The organism is Pseudarthrobacter quantipunctorum, from assembly GCF_045291495.1.
In the GTDB taxonomy this organism is placed as follows: Bacteria; Actinomycetota; Actinomycetes; order Actinomycetales; family Micrococcaceae; genus Arthrobacter; species Arthrobacter quantipunctorum.
Map to the genome: position 1 here is coordinate 1,219,215 of NZ_CP148033.1, position 13,839 is coordinate 1,233,053.

Below are 13,839 nucleotides of genomic sequence, written 5' to 3' on the forward strand. Positions count from 1 at the left end.
AGTTCAGCCCGAACGTGCGGCTAGTCCGGGAGGGGGCCGTGGTTGCCCTGGATGTGTTCGAACACCAGAGTGGTTTCGGTATGCCCCACCACAGGGTCCGTAGCCAGGTTGTCCAGCACCCAGTCCCGCAGGTCCTCGGTGGTTGCCACCGCGATGTGCAGGAGGTAATCCACTGAGCCCGAGGTGTGGAAGGTGGACAGCACGGCAGGCAGATGCGGCACCCTGCCCGTGAAGCGGTCAATCTGGTCACGGTCGTGGGCACGGAGCCGGACGGCAACCAGCGCCTGCACGGACCGTCCGATCGCTGACAGGTTGAGCTTCGCCTCGTAGCCTTGGACAATTCCCCGCTCAGACAGGGCGCGGGTGCGCATCAGGGCGGTTGAGGGCGCGATTCCCACCAGTTCCGCGAGCTGCTTGTTGGAGATCCGGGCGTCAGCCACCAGGGCTGCCAGGAGCCGCTCGTCAATCGCGTCCAGCGGTTCCAGATGCGCTCCCGGCCTGGCGTTCCTGGCATTCGTGCTCACTGCAGCTCCTTGTGACGATCCTGGGTTTCATCCTAGCCGCGCCCGGCTGCGGTACCACGTACGCTGCGGGCTGACCGCCGAATTTTCCGTTGCAGCTTTCCGGGAAGCAGGCATATTATTCACGGCGCACCGGCGTGTACACGGAAATTCCAGCGCCGCCGGCCCTTACGCCCGTCAGCGTTCCGTCCGGGGATGGACGACGGCGACAGTCGCCGCGGTGAGGCAGGCAAGGACCATGACTGCCGCGGCCAGCGCATTCCAGCCGAGGGACTGGAACACCAGGCCGCCGGCCCAGCCGATGATGCTGGACCCGAGGTAGTAGGCCAGGTTGTACAGCGAGGCTGCCTGGGCCCGCCCGGTGCTGGCGAGGGCGCCGGTCCAGCCCGCCCCAATGCTGTGGGCGGCGAAGAACCCGCCGGTGAACACCACCAGGCCGGCCAGGATGAGGGCAAGGGACTGCGTCAGCGTCAGGGCAAGGCCTGCGGTGGCCAACGCCAGGCCGGCGAGCAGGACGGTCCGGCGGCCGAAGCGAAGGGTCAGCCCCGCCGACCAGCGCGACGTGACGGTCCCCGACAGGTAAGCCAGGAAGATCAGGCTGATCAGCGTTCCCGGAAGGCCGAACGGCTCGCCCGAAAGCCGGAACCCCAGGTAGTTGTACACTGCCACGAACCCGCCCATCATCAGGAAGGCCTGGCCGTAGAGGACCAGCAGCCTGATGTTCCCCAGATGGCCGCCGAGGGTCCGGAAAGCACCGCGCAGCCCGGCGGCGGGTGCCGTGACGAAACCTTGGGCCCGCGGCACCAGGATCAGGAAGGCGACGGCGGCGAGGGTGGCCAGGATGGACACGGCCAGTGCAGCCGCGCGCCAGCCCCACAGTTCGCCGGCAGGCCCGGCAACCAGGCGGCCGGCGAGCCCGCCCAGCGTGGTCCCGGCAACATAACTCCCTGCCGCCAGGGCGGCGTGGGCTTTGGTGACTTCTTCATTGAGGTAGGCAATGGCGATGGCCGGGATCCCGCCAAGCGCCATTCCTTCGAGGAGCCGCAGGGAAAGCAGCATACCGAAGCTGGTGGACAGCGGAACCATCAGGCCAAGGACGGTGGCTATCGAAATGCCCCACGCCATGGCCCGGACCCGGCCGATCCTGTCCGCGAGGAAGGACCAGGGAATCACCGTCACCGCAAGGCCCACCGTGGCCAGCGAGATGGTCAAGGCGGCATCCGCCGCGCTGACCTGCAGGTCCGACGCCAGGATCGGCAGCACGGCCTGGGTGGAGTAAAGCTGGGCGAAGGTGGCCACACCGGCAAAGGAGAGGCCTGCGAGGATCCTGGCGTACGCCGTCGAGCCCTTGGCATGACCGTCCCAGCTGGGAGGGAGCGCGCTGCCTGGGCGGACGATGTGTGCCATCCGGCCAGCCTAGCTTTCAGCCAATAGATGCCTCCAATGCATGCTTTGTGTAAAACTGATAGCCATTTCGCATGCATCTCCCAACTGGGTAGCGCCAAGTGTCGTTATGAGCCGTCAAAACGACACTTAGCGCTACCTAGTTGGGCCGGCGGGGAGCAGGAAGGAGGCCGGCCCGTGGAGCCAGACCAAAAACAGCTCGTGCAGCTGCTGCCGCTCCTGCCTGTGCTTGCTGAGCTGGGACGTACCGAGCACGTGACGGAAACCGCGGAACTGCTCGGAGTACCCCAGTCCACGGTGAGCCGTGCGCTGGCCCGGGCGAGCGCCGTCGTCGGTACCGAACTCCTGGTCCGGGACGGCAGGGGAGTCCGGCTGACACCCGCGGCCCGCACCCTGCTGCCGTACATCGAGCAGGCACTCACGGCGTTCCAGGCGGGACTGGACCTGGTCCGCGACGAGTCGGAGGTGGTGCGGGGGAGGATTTCCGTCTCGTTCCAGCACACGTTCGGCGAGGCAGCCCTGCCGCTCCTGATCAGTGCCTTCCGGACCCGCCATCCCGGCGCCGCCTTCACACTGAGCCAGGGGGCCCGGAACGCCTGCCTTGACGAACTGGCCTCGGGTGAATCGGACCTGGCGCTGACGGCTCCCGTGGCGCCGCCGGGCCGGAACCTGTCCTCGGCGCCGCTCTACCGCGAGCCGCTCCGCCTGGTGGTGCACCACAGCCATCCCCTCGCCGCAAAGGCCTCCGCCCGTCTTGCGGACATCAGGGCAGATCCTTTCGTGGCGCTCGGCCCCGGGTACGGGATGCGTTCGCTCACCGATGCGCTGTTCCGCGAGGCCGGCTACAGGCCGCGCATCGCCTTCGAGAGCCAGGACTCGCACACCGTGCGCGGACTGGTGTCCGCCGGCCTGGGCGTGAGCATCCTGCCGCCGGGCGGTGATGGTCCGGGCCGTACCGTCAGCCCCGAAACCGGGAACCTGGGTTGGGTTGAAGTTCCCCTCGACTCCGCCCTTGCATTCCGTGAGGTGGGCCTGTCCTGGCGGAGGCGGAAACCCGGTTCAGAGCCCGTGCCGGTCCGGCTGTTCCGGGACATGGTGGTGGCGGAGGGGCCCGGACTGCTGGCCGGGCTGGTGCGCCAGCGGTCCCTTTAGCTGCGGCCGGGAAGGCAGGGCATGGGCCTTACCCGGCCCCCGCACCATTACCCTTGTGACGTGACCAACACCGAAAATTCCTCCGCGCTCCCCGCCGCTGCCCAGGTTTCCGTGCCAAGCCCGCTCCGCGGTGTCATCATTGGACTCGACATAGGCGGGACCAAGACCCATGGGGTCCGTTTCGAAGACGGCGTACCGGTGGCGGACCAGTCCGCCGGCAGCTCCAACGTGCAGAACGTCAGCCGCGACGAGGCGGCCGCCAACCTCGCTGACCTCTTGTCACGCATCGGCGGAGGGCAGGTGTCCCGGGTCTACGCGGGCTCGGGCGGCATCGATACCGAAGAGGACGCCGCAGCCCTGGCGTCCCTGATCCAGCCGCACGTGCCCGGGGCCCGGGTGACGGTAGTCCATGATTCACGCCTGTTGCTGGCCGCCGGGCATGCAAGCACGGGAGTCGCGGTGATTGCGGGCACCGGCTCGGCAGCCTGGGGCAGGAATGCCGACGGCGGCGAAGCCAGGGCAGGCGGCTGGGGCTACCTCCTGGGTGACGAAGGCAGCGGTTACTGGCTGGGCCGCGAAGCGGTGCGGCACAGCCTGGCACGAATGAACCGGGGACTGCCTGCCGACGAGCTCACCACGGCCTTGCTGCAGTCCTGCGGGGTGGGCGACCCCAACCGCCTTATTGCGCTGTTCCATTCGCCGAAGACCGGCCGGCGCTTCTGGGCCCAGCAGGCGCGGTACGTGGTGGAAGCGGCGGCAGGCGGCCACCCGGAGAGCCAGGCGCTGCTGGACCAGGCCGGGAAGGACCTCGCCGGCCTGGCGCTGCAGGTGCTGGACCAGCTGGGTATCACCGGTCCCGTGATCCTGGGCGGCGGCCTGGGCATGAACGTTGCACCGCTGCAGCACTCCTTCCGCCGCCATCTGACCGACGCCGGCGTGACCGATATCCGCGTGCTGGACCAGGAACCCGTGTTCGGGGTGCTGCAGCTGGTGGCCGAGCAGGCCTGACCCGGGCCGGCCCTTTTAGAGCCGCTTCCGGGGCGTCAGCCGCACGCCGGGCAATGGAGGGGCGGGAATGCGTCCCGCTTCCGCCCCCGCGTCCGGACCGTGGCCGGGGACCAGGCCATACCGTGCTGCCGCCGTTTCCGTCTCAGGCAGGCCGGCCTGCGCTTCCCAGTCGCTTCTGGCCTGCTCCACTTCGTCATGGGTGCGGCCCACGAAGTTCCACCACATCAGCAGCTCTTCCTGGAAGGGCTCGCCGCCGATAAGGAGGAAGCGGGTGCCGGGAAGCGCCTGCACCTGCAGCTCCGTGCGGCCGGTGCCCAGGTAGCCCAGCGGGCCGGGAGGAATCTCCTGCCCGTCCACCGCCAGGCCGCCGTCGAGCACAAGGAGGCCGTGCTCAAACCCTGCGTTCAGCGGCACCACAGCGGCGCCTTCACACGAAACGTCCGCACCCACGATTGGTGAGTACATGGTGGCCGGGGAGGTGGCGCCGGCGAGTTCACCCACCATGACCGTGGCGGTGAAGCCGTGGCCGCTGACGCGGGGAAGCTCGCGGTGCTGCTCGAAGGCCGGCTCCCTGTGCCTTTCGTTATCCGGCAGGGCCACCCAGAGCTGCAGCCCGCGCTGCACCGGCAGGGCCCCGCCAGCCGGCGGAAGCACCGCGAACTCGGAGTGCGAGACGCCGTGGCCTGCAGTCATGATGTTCAGTTCACCCGGCCGGACCACAACATCACTGCCCACGCTGTCCCGGTGGCGGATGTGCCCGGCCAGAGGCCAGGTCACTGTCTGCAGGCCGGTGTGGGGGTGGGGGAGCACGGACATCGCAGTCCTGTCGGGACCGAAGCTGTCCAGGAAACACCATGCCCCGATGGTGGGGAGGCCACGCTGCGGCAGCGTCCGCTGGACGTTCATGGCGCGGACCCCGCCGAGCGGCACCTCGCGTTGCGGCCACAGCTGCAGGCAGGGTCCGGAACTGCCTTCAGGGGCCGCCGGCGGACAGACTTCCTGCTGCGGCGCTATTTCCAAATTGGTCACCCCATCACTTTAGGCCGGTCTGCCCGCGGCGGAACAGCGCCCCACGCCATGGTTGTCCCCGGCCGGAAGAGCGATTCCCATCCGGCACGGCCGCGGCTCCGAATGGTTACAGTAGGGATTCCTTTGCCCGGATTCGGGGCGCTGCAGGTGTTGCCGGCCCCGGTTTGGGTTACCGTAACTATCAGCGTGCTGATGACAATGTCGCGGTGCTTCCAGAGGCCGTCCCAGAGAACAGGTGAGTCCGCGCCATGGACCAGGCCATGATCGAGTTTCAGAGCGTTACCAAGCAGTTCCAGGGCGGGCAGCCGGCCGTGGACAACCTTTCCATGTCCATCGGCAAGGGCTCCATCACCGTCTTCGTGGGCCCGTCAGGCTGCGGCAAGACAACCTCGCTGCGCATGATCAACCGGATGGTGGAACCAACCTCCGGGACCATCACGGTGGACGGCAAGGATGTCACATCCGTGCCCGCTCCCGAACTCCGCCGCTCCATGGGCTACGTGATGCAGTCGGCCGGGCTGCTGCCCCACCGCTCCGTGCTGGACAACATTGCCACCGTGCCCCGGCTGAACGGCGTGTCCAAGGCGGATGCCCGCCGCCGCGCTGAGGAACTCCTGGATGTGGTGGGCCTGGCCCGGCCGCTCGCCAAGCGTTACCCGTCCCAGCTCTCCGGCGGCCAGCAGCAGCGCGTGGGGGTAGCCCGTGCGCTCGCCGCCGATCCGCCCATCCTGCTCATGGATGAGCCGTTCAGCGCCGTGGATCCCGTGGTCCGCGACGAGCTGCAGCAGGAGCTGCTGCGGCTCCAGAAGGACCTGGCCAAGACCATCGTCTTCGTCACCCACGACATCGATGAAGCCACCGTCCTTGGCGACAAGGTCGCCGTCTTCGCGGTGGGCGGAAAGCTTGCCCAGTACGCCACGCCGGAGGAAATCCTCCGTGCCCCGGCAAACGACTTCGTGGCCTCCTTCGTGGGACGGGACCGGGGCTTCAGGCACCTGGGCTTCACCCCGTCCGACGGCGTCACCCTCCACAGTGTGCCGACGATCATCCGCGGAGGCAGCGGCTCCGGGACGGATCCGGAGGCAGCCGGCGGCTGGCAGCTGGTGGTGGATGAAAACATGCGCCCGCTGGGTTGGTCCACGCCCGGCACGGATACCGGCCTCATCCCGGGTGGTTCATTGTTCCGTCCCGGGGAGAGCCTGCGCCGGGCACTGGACGCTGCACTGTCCTCGCCGTCGGGCCTTGGCGTCGCAGTGGATGCGGACGGCCGGGTGCAGGGAGTCATCCGGGGCGGCGAAGTGCTGGCCCTCATCGAGGAAGCCCGCCAGCTCCGGCAGGCTGCACTCTGATGGAATGGTTCCTGGCCAACAGCGGCATGGTCCTGGAGCGGTCCGGCCAGCACCTGGTGCTTGCCCTCGTCCCCATGGTCCTGGGACTGGTCATCTCCCTTCCGCTTGCGCAGCTGGCCCGCCAGAACCGGACCCTCCGCTCGGTGGTGCTGACAGCCTCCTCGCTGCTGTACACCATTCCGTCCCTGGCCCTGTTCATCATCCTTCCCACCATCCTGGGCACCAGGATCCTTGACCCGCTCAACGTGGTGGTGGCCCTGACCATCTACGCCGTTGCCCTCCTGGTCCGTGCCGCCCTGGACGCCTTCGACTCAGTGAGCGAGGACGTGGGGCAGGCCGCGGTGGCCATGGGATACAAACCGCTGGCGCGGTTCCTGCGGGTGGACCTGCCGCTGTCCCTGCCGGTGATGTTCGCCGGGCTCAGGGTGGTGTCCGTCAGCAACATCTCCCTGGTCAGCGTGGCAGCGCTGCTGGGCATCGGAAACCTGGGCATGCTGTTCACCTCAGGACTGCAGCGGGGTTTCGTGACGGAAATCGTGGTGGGGATCATTGCCATCCTTGTCCTTGCCCTGCTCATGGACGCATTGCTCGTCCTGCTGGAACGGCTCCTCACGCCGTGGGAGCGGGCCGGAAAGAACCGCCCGCGCCCCGGCGCCCGTGAAGAAGACAGTCGGGACCTGGTGCCGGCGGCCAAGGGAGACCACGCATGAGCAACGTTTTCACGGACACGTTCGCCTGGCTGGGCGACCCCCTGCACTGGACCGGCGCTGCAGGAATTCCCGCCCGGCTGGGTGAGCACCTCCAGTACACGGGCCTGGTCATGCTGATCGCCGTTGCCATTGCCGTCCCCGTCGGCATGTACGTGGGCCACACAGGCAGGGGAAGGGTTGCCGTGGTGGCGCTCGCCGGTGCGCTGCGCGCCCTGCCCACCCTGGGGCTGCTGACACTCTTCGTGCTGCTCGCCGGAATCGGGCTGATGCCGCCCATCTGGGCGCTGGTGATCCTCACGGTCCCGCCGCTGCTGGCCGGCACCTACGCCGGTATTTCCAGCGTGGACCGCAACGTGGTGGATGCCGCCCGCGCCATGGGCATGACCGAACTGCAGGTCCTGTTCCGGGCTGAACTGCCCAACGCCCTCACCGTCATGTTCGGCGGATTCCGGACCGGCGTGCTGCAGGTCATCGCCACGGTCTCCGTGGTGGCCTACATCAACCTTGGCGGCCTGGGCCGCTACCTTTTCGACGGACTGGTCCTCAGCGACTTCCCCCAGATGCTCGGAGGGTCCCTGCTCATCGCAGCGCTCGCCATCGCCGTCGACCTCGTCCTGTCCCTTTTCCAGAGGCTGTTCCTGGCAACAGGCGCCTCCGGCCAGTCCCGCCGCAGCCAGCAGGCTGCGGCCGATCTCACAGACCCCGTCCTGGCGGAGGCTGTGGTACAAGGAGGTAAATCATGAAGGAAAGCCGTCCACACCATCTCGGCAGGCGTGCATTCAGCGGGCTCGCCGCGGGGCTCGGCCTGGCCATGGCATTGTCCGCGTGCGGAGGATCCTCCGATCCGCTGAGCAACGCGCCGGCCACCAGCGGGGCAGCCTCCGGGGGAGCGACGTCCCTCATTGTCGGCTCGGCTGACTTCCCGGAAAGCCAGATCGTGGCAGAACTCTACGCAGGAGCCCTGACCGCCGCCGGCATCACCGCCACCACCAAGCCGAACATCGGCTCCCGCGAGGTGTACATCAAGGCCGTCCAGGACGGATCGGTGGACGTGGTGCCGGACTACACCGGAAACCTCCTGCTGCACGTGGACAAGGAAGCCGCCGAGGAATCGGCGGATGACATCGCCGCAGCCCTGCCGGAGAAGCTGCCGGAGGGACTGGCGGTGCTGGAACCCTCCGAAGCCGAGAACAAGGACGCCATGGTGGTCACCAAGGCCACCGCCGAGAAATACCAGCTGAAGTCCCTCGAGGACCTGGCCAAGGTGTGCAGCGAAATCGTGGTGGGCGCCCCCGCCACCTTCGCCGAGCGCGCCTACGGACTGCCCGGCCTGAAGGAGAACTACAACTGCGAACCGAAGAAGCTGGAGCCGTTCAGTGACGGCGGCGGTCCCGTGACGCTCAAGGCGCTGCTGGAGGACCAGGTGCAGGTGGCGGACATCTACACCACAACCCCGTCCATCGCCGACAACGACCTTGTTGTCCTGGAAGACCCCAAGAACAACTTCATCGCCCAGCAGGTGGTGCCGCTGTACAACGAGGCGAAAATGACGGACACGGCCAAGGAGGCCCTCAACTCGGTGTCCCGCATCCTGACCACCGAGGACCTCATCAACCTGAACCGGGCAGTCAGCGGCAGCCAGAAGCAGGGTGCCAAGGAAGCTGCGGACGCATGGCTCAAGGAAAAGGGCATCGTCAAGTAGGGCTGCCTTCCTGGCCCTTAGCAGTACGACGGCGGCTGCCGGACTTCCAGAAGTCCGGCAGCCGCCGTCGTCCGTTCAGGGTGGCGGCGCGCTGCCTGTGGCTGGTGTCTCAACGGCCGTTCATCCTTCCTGTGGCATATTTGAGGAATGGCAGAATTCAGGCAGTCCACCAAGCTCAACAACGTCCTTTATGACATTCGTGGACCGATCCTCCAGGCTGCCCAGCAGATGGAGGCAGAGGGGCACCGGATCCTCAAACTGAACATCGGCAATCCCGCGCCGTTCGGCTTCGAAGCGCCGGACGCCATCCTCGTGGACATGATCCGCCACCTGCCGCACGCCCAGGGCTACAGCGATTCCCGGGGCATTTTCTCCGCACGGACCGCCGTGTCGCAGTACTACCAGACCCGGGACATCCAGAACATCCACGTGGATGACATCTACCTGGGCAACGGCGTCAGTGAACTCATCACCATGTCCCTGATGGCCCTGCTCGATGATGGTGACGAAGTCCTGATCCCCACCCCGGACTACCCGCTGTGGACCGCGTCCGTGGCGCTCGCCGGCGGCAGGCCCGTCCACTACCTCTGCGACGAGGAAACGGGCTGGCAGCCGGACCTGGAGGACATGGAAGCAAAGATCACGCCCCGGACCAAGGGCATCGTGGTGATCAACCCGAACAACCCCACCGGCGCCGTCTACCCGGAAGAGACGCTGAGGAAGATCGTTGCCCTTGCAGAGAAGCACGGCCTGGTGGTCTTCGCTGACGAGATCTACGAGAAGATCCTGTATGAGGACGCCGTCCACATCAACCTGGCCAAACTGACCGGCGATGACGTCCTGTGCCTGACCTTCAGCGGCCTGTCCAAGGCCTACCGGGTGTGCGGCTACCGGGCAGGCTGGATGGCCATCTCGGGCCCCAAGAAGGATGCCGCGGACTACCTCGAAGGCATCAGCCTCCTGGCCAACATGCGCCTCTGTGCGAACGTTCCGGCCCAGCATGCCATCCAGACTGCGCTGGGCGGCTACCAGAGCATCAATGACCTCATCCTGCCGGGCGGGCGCCTGCTGGAGCAGCGCAACAAGGCCTACGACATGCTCAACGCAATTCCGGGCGTCAGCACCCAGCAGGCGCGGGGCGCACTCTACCTTTTCCCGAAACTTGACCCCGAGGTCTACCACATCCGCGACGACGAGAAGTTTGTCCTGGACCTGCTCAGGGAACAAAAGATCCTGGTGTCCCACGGCAGGGCGTTCAACTGGGTCCGCCCGGACCACTTCCGCATGGTCACCCTGCCCAACGTCAAGGACATCGAGGAGGCCGTGGGCCGGATGGGGGACTTCCTAAGCAGGTACCAGGGGAACTAGCCTGTGCTCACGGGCGCTTCGGTCCCGTGGAACTTCGCGAAAGGACTTCCCATGGCCGGCGCCGTTGGCTTTCACCAGGACCCCACCGAGACCCTGAGGGCCGGCAAGGGGTTTTCGTTGAGCGACCTGGACCCTGGCTCCACGCCGGGCTTCGACGGCACCAAGGAGGACGGCCAGGCCCTGCTCGCGGCGATGGACGACGAACTGGCTGGACTGCAGGAGAAACTCTTCGCAGAGTCCCGGTTCGGCGGGCGCAAGCGCATCCTGCTGATCCTCCAGGCCATGGACACGGCCGGCAAAGGCGGCATCGTCAACCATGTGATGGCTGCGATGGATCCCCAGGGCGTCCAGTTCAAGGCCTTCAAGGCCCCCACGGATGTGGAAAAATCCTACGATTTCCTGTGGCGGATCGAAAAGGAAGTGCCCGCTGCAGGAATGGTGGGCGTGTTTGACCGTTCCCACTACGAGGACGTCCTGATCCACCGTGTCCACCGCTGGGCCAGCCCGGAGGAAATCAAGCGCCGGTATGTGGCCATCAACGAGTTTGAGGCCAGGCTCAGTGGCTCCGGAACCACGGTGGTCAAGGTGATGCTCCACATCAGTGGAGAAGAACAGAAGGAGCGGCTGCTGGCGCGGCTGGACAACCCGGCCAAGCACTGGAAATACAGCCGGGGCGACCTCGACGAGCGGGCCTTCTGGGAGGACTACATGAGCGCCTACCAGTCGGCCATCGATGAAACCAACACCGCGAACGCCCCCTGGTACGTAGTCCCGGCCAACAAGAAATGGTTTGCCAGGATCGCCGTGCAGCAGCTGCTGCTGGGGGCACTGAACGGAATGGACCTTCAATGGCCCAAGGCCGAATTCGACGTCGCCCTGGAACGGGAGCTGGTGGCACGGTCCTGACACTGTGCTGCGGATCCGGGGGGCCGGGCTCAGGGCCGGGTACGGGATCCGGGCTCCGGGCCTAGAGCGGCTGGTCGCGGGCAGCTGCGAGCCGCTTCCGGGCGCCTTCCAGCCATTCCTCGCAGCGCGCCGCCAGGGCCTCGCCGCGTTCCCACAGGGCCAGGGATTCTTCAAGGCTGGCGCCGCCGGCCTCAAGCTTTCCCACCACAGCGATGAGCTGTTCCCGCGCTTCCTCGTAGCTCAGTGCCTTGATGTCGGCCGCTGGGTTCTGCTCAGTCATTGACTTCTCCGGTTTCGGTAGTGGGCTGTTCAAGTGTCCCGGTGGAGGTTGCGCCGAAGCGGCCTTCAGCCACGCGGATGGACAGGGGCGAGCCGGGCGGAGCCTCCGCCGGGCGGCGCACCACCGCATGGCCCGCGGTGCCGGCTTCTTCGGCCTGCTTTCCGGCGAGTTCGACGACGGCGTACCCCCGGTCCAGCGTCTTCTGCGGCGACAGCGCCCGCACCTGGGCCTTCAGGTGCTCCAGCTGGTCGGCCGCCCGGACCACGGAGGAGCTGACGGCAGCCGAGGACCTCCGGAGAAGCCTCTCAATTTCCTCAGACCGGATGGTCACCAGTCCTTCCGGTGCTGCCAGCACCGGCCGTGAGTGGAGGGACGCCAGGCGGTCAGACTCCCGGTCCACCAGCCGTTCCATGCACCGGCGAAGCTGCACCCTTGCCTGGCGCACTCCTGCCAGTTCCTCGGACACTTCCGGGACGATCCGTTTGGCGGCGTCCGTGGGGGTGGAAGCCCGCAGGTCCGCGACGTCGTCCAGCAGCGGCCGGTCCGCCTCGTGGCCGATGGCGCTGACCACCGGGGTGGCGGCGGCGGCCACGGCTCGGATCAGTTCCTCGCTGTTGAAGGGCAGGAGATCCTCCAGGGCTCCTCCGCCGCGGGCGATCACGATGACATCCACTTCGGGCAGGCCGTCCAGGTCGCGGAGGGCGCGGACCACCTGGGCCACCGCTGTGTTTCCCTGCACGGCCACCTCCCGGATTTCGAACTCGACCGCGGGCCAGCGCAGGGCCGCGTTGCGCAGGATGTCCTTCTTGGCGTCGGAATCACGGCCGGTGATGAGGCCGATCCGGTGCGGCAGCAGGGGCAGGGGCTTCTTGCGGGAGTCCGCAAAGAGGCCTTCGGCGGCGAGGGCCTGGCGCAGCCGCTCGATCCGGGCCAGGAGATCGCCCAGGCCCACCGGCCTGATGTCCCTGACCATCATGTTCAGCCGGCCGGTCTTGATCCAGAACTCCGGCTTCAGCAGTGCAACGACCCGCGAGCCCCGCTCCAGCGGCAGGTTCTGGCGTTCCAGCACCTTGGTCCAGACAGAGGCTGGCAGCGAGACTTCGGCGTCGACATCCCTCAGGGTGAGGTAGGCGTTGCTGCCACGGCGGTTCAGCTCAATGACCTGGCCCTCAACCCATGCCGAAGGGGTCCGGTCGATATGGGCCTTGAGCTTCTGTGACAGCAGCTGGAGCGGCCACGGGTTGTCCGGGCTGGTTTCGGCGGCCGTGGCAGGCAGCGTTGTGGGCGCCGCAAGCTGCTGGCCGGAGACCGGAAGCGACGCCTGGTCAGACATGCGGACGCTCGTGGCGGGCTGGAGCTGCGGGCATGGGGTCCTTCGTCCGTTGGTGGGGTGTTTGTTGCAGCGCGGGTTCTCATAGGGCCGGTTGTTATACGGCTGGTGGTTCTTCGGCGGTCATTCAACCTTATCCATAAGCTCTACCACCCAGGACTGACAGGATCCCGTCCGGAGCCCCGCCTAGGATGGATTGACCGCCCGCCAACCTGAAGGATGCTCCGTGCGAAGTTTTGTCTCCGCTGCCGCCACCGTGCTGGCAGTCCTGCTGGCCGCAGTGGCAGTTCCCGCCATCTGGCTGGACCGCAACATCGTCCAGGAACAGGGCTTCGTTGAGCTGGCGGCTCCGCTCGGCAGGGATCCGGGGTTCCAGCAGCAGCTGGCCACGGCTGCAGTGGCAACCATCGATACCAGCGCCGTTCCCGGGTTTCTTTCGGACCTGGTCCAGCCGGTGCTGGAGGATGCCGCGTCAGCACTGGCCGCCCTGCCGGAGTATCCGGCCGCCTGGGAGGAAACGCTGCGCAAGAGCCACCGGCTCAGCTTCGCCGGCCCGGCAACGGACGACGGCGGATCAGCCCCGGCTTCATCGCTCACCCTTGATGTCGCCCCCTTGGTGTCGCTGGGCGCCGGGGAGATCTCGCGCACCACCGGGCTGCCGCTGGACCCGCCGGACCAGACCCTTATCAATGTGGGCCAGCCCGAGCACAAGGAATGGACCGAGAGGCTCACCACGTACGCCCCCGCCGGCTACCTGCTGGCCGGAGGCTCGGTGATCGCACTGCTCCTGGCCCTGGTGGCGGCGAACCGGCGCTGGTCAGTGGTTGCCGGTGCAGGAGCAGGCGCGCTCGTCCTCGCGGCTGCATGGTCCCTGGGGTCCGGGATTGCGTCAGCTGCTGTTGTGTCCGCGGACAGCGGAAATGAGGTTGCCAACACGTTCAGGGACGAGTTCGTGGCTGCCGCTGCAGCAGATTTCGGCGGCTGGACCATGGCAGCGGCGGTTGGTGGCGGCGCCTTGCTGCTGCTGGGCCTGGTGGCCGGGCTGGCCACGCGAAAGCGGGCGCGGGCGAGCCGGTAGCA

14 protein-coding genes are annotated in these 13,839 nt (G+C 67.3%); 9 read left to right on the top strand and 5 right to left on the bottom strand.

Annotation, left to right across the window (positions count from 1 at the left end; all coding sequences use genetic code 11):
- Positions 1 to 20 precede the first annotated feature (20 nt).
- Both WHH00_RS05625 and WHH00_RS05630 read right to left on the bottom strand, forming a co-directional pair.
- Complete coding sequence (locus WHH00_RS05625) at positions 21 to 524, bottom strand: Lrp/AsnC family transcriptional regulator (protein WP_066277621.1); 504 nt, start codon at positions 522 to 524, stop codon at positions 21 to 23.
- Between the two features lie 174 nt (positions 525 to 698).
- Complete coding sequence (locus tag WHH00_RS05630; protein WP_406637215.1) at positions 699 to 1,928, bottom strand: MFS transporter; 1,230 nt, start codon at positions 1,926 to 1,928, stop codon at positions 699 to 701.
- A gap of 174 nt (positions 1,929 to 2,102) precedes the next feature.
- Between WHH00_RS05630 and WHH00_RS05635 the strand changes: the two genes are divergently transcribed.
- Positions 2,103 to 3,077: a LysR family transcriptional regulator gene (locus WHH00_RS05635; RefSeq protein ID WP_406637217.1), complete on the top strand. Its 975-nt coding sequence runs from the start codon at positions 2,103 to 2,105 to the stop codon at positions 3,075 to 3,077.
- Positions 3,078 to 3,137: 60 nt separating this feature from the next.
- A complete protein-coding gene (locus WHH00_RS05640) occupies positions 3,138 to 4,085 on the top strand; it encodes an N-acetylglucosamine kinase (protein WP_406637219.1) in 948 nt (315 codons plus the stop codon).
- A 15-nt stretch (positions 4,086 to 4,100) separates the two neighbouring features.
- Here the strand turns inward: WHH00_RS05640 and WHH00_RS05645 are convergent, their stop codons facing one another.
- A complete protein-coding gene (locus WHH00_RS05645; RefSeq protein ID WP_406637221.1) occupies positions 4,101 to 5,114 on the bottom strand; it encodes a pirin family protein in 1,014 nt (337 codons plus the stop codon).
- Between the two features lie 248 nt (positions 5,115 to 5,362).
- On the opposite strand from WHH00_RS05645, the gene WHH00_RS05650 reads away from it, so the two are divergent.
- The 6 genes from WHH00_RS05650 (at position 5,363) to WHH00_RS05675 (ending at position 11,149) form a co-directional block, all read left to right on the top strand.
- The gene (locus WHH00_RS05650; protein WP_406637223.1) at positions 5,363 to 6,463 is read left to right on the top strand and encodes an ABC transporter ATP-binding protein; all 1,101 of its coding nucleotides are present in this window, start codon (positions 5,363 to 5,365) and stop codon (positions 6,461 to 6,463) included.
- Positions 6,463 to 7,173: an ABC transporter permease gene (locus WHH00_RS05655; protein WP_406637225.1), complete on the top strand. Its 711-nt coding sequence runs from the start codon at positions 6,463 to 6,465 to the stop codon at positions 7,171 to 7,173. The genes WHH00_RS05650 and WHH00_RS05655 overlap by 1 nt, the downstream gene beginning before the upstream one ends.
- Positions 7,170 to 7,916, top strand: a complete 747-nt coding sequence (locus WHH00_RS05660) for an ABC transporter permease (protein WP_406637227.1) — start codon at positions 7,170 to 7,172, stop codon at positions 7,914 to 7,916. Before WHH00_RS05655 ends, WHH00_RS05660 begins: the two co-directional genes overlap by 4 nt.
- Positions 7,913 to 8,875, top strand: a complete 963-nt coding sequence (locus WHH00_RS05665) for an ABC transporter substrate-binding protein (RefSeq protein ID WP_406637229.1) — start codon at positions 7,913 to 7,915, stop codon at positions 8,873 to 8,875. Before WHH00_RS05660 ends, WHH00_RS05665 begins: the two co-directional genes overlap by 4 nt.
- A 147-nt stretch (positions 8,876 to 9,022) precedes the next feature.
- On the top strand, positions 9,023 to 10,243 hold the full coding sequence (locus WHH00_RS05670; protein WP_406637231.1) for a pyridoxal phosphate-dependent aminotransferase: 1,221 nt from the start codon (positions 9,023 to 9,025) through the stop codon (positions 10,241 to 10,243).
- A gap of 51 nt (positions 10,244 to 10,294) precedes the next feature.
- Entirely contained in the window at positions 10,295 to 11,149 is an 855-nt protein-coding gene (locus tag WHH00_RS05675) for a polyphosphate kinase 2 family protein (protein WP_406637233.1), read from the top strand.
- 61 nt (positions 11,150 to 11,210) lie between these two features.
- Here WHH00_RS05675 and WHH00_RS05680 read toward each other — a convergent pair whose 3' ends face one another.
- Entirely contained in the window at positions 11,211 to 11,429 is a 219-nt protein-coding gene (locus WHH00_RS05680) for an exodeoxyribonuclease VII small subunit (RefSeq protein ID WP_406637235.1), read from the bottom strand.
- Positions 11,422 to 12,762, bottom strand: a complete 1,341-nt coding sequence (xseA, locus tag WHH00_RS05685) for an exodeoxyribonuclease VII large subunit (protein ID WP_406637237.1) — start codon at positions 12,760 to 12,762, stop codon at positions 11,422 to 11,424. Before xseA ends, WHH00_RS05680 begins: the two co-directional genes overlap by 8 nt.
- A 223-nt stretch (positions 12,763 to 12,985) precedes the next feature.
- On the opposite strand from xseA, the gene WHH00_RS05690 reads away from it, so the two are divergent.
- Positions 12,986 to 13,837: a hypothetical protein gene (locus tag WHH00_RS05690; protein ID WP_406637239.1), complete on the top strand. Its 852-nt coding sequence runs from the start codon at positions 12,986 to 12,988 to the stop codon at positions 13,835 to 13,837.
- The last annotated feature ends 2 nt before the right edge of the window (positions 13,838 to 13,839 follow it).

Bases quoted from the DNA above. Each gene is read 5' to 3' on its own strand.
- xseA (WP_406637237.1), bottom strand. From the start codon at position 12,762: ATGTCTGACCAGGCGTCGCTTCCGGTCTCCGGCCAGCAGCTTGCGGCG.
- WHH00_RS05665 (WP_406637229.1), top strand. From the start codon at position 7,913: ATGAAGGAAAGCCGTCCACACCATCTCGGCAGGCGTGCATTCAGCGGG.
- WHH00_RS05660 (WP_406637227.1), top strand. From the start codon at position 7,170: ATGAGCAACGTTTTCACGGACACGTTCGCCTGGCTGGGCGACCCCCTG.
- WHH00_RS05670 (WP_406637231.1), top strand. From the start codon at position 9,023: ATGGCAGAATTCAGGCAGTCCACCAAGCTCAACAACGTCCTTTATGAC.
- WHH00_RS05680 (WP_406637235.1), bottom strand. From the start codon at position 11,429: ATGACTGAGCAGAACCCAGCGGCCGACATCAAGGCACTGAGCTACGAG.
- WHH00_RS05655 (WP_406637225.1), top strand. From the start codon at position 6,463: ATGGAATGGTTCCTGGCCAACAGCGGCATGGTCCTGGAGCGGTCCGGC.
- WHH00_RS05650 (WP_406637223.1), top strand. From the start codon at position 5,363: ATGGACCAGGCCATGATCGAGTTTCAGAGCGTTACCAAGCAGTTCCAG.
- WHH00_RS05630 (WP_406637215.1), bottom strand. From the start codon at position 1,928: ATGGCACACATCGTCCGCCCAGGCAGCGCGCTCCCTCCCAGCTGGGAC.
- WHH00_RS05675 (WP_406637233.1), top strand. From the start codon at position 10,295: ATGGCCGGCGCCGTTGGCTTTCACCAGGACCCCACCGAGACCCTGAGG.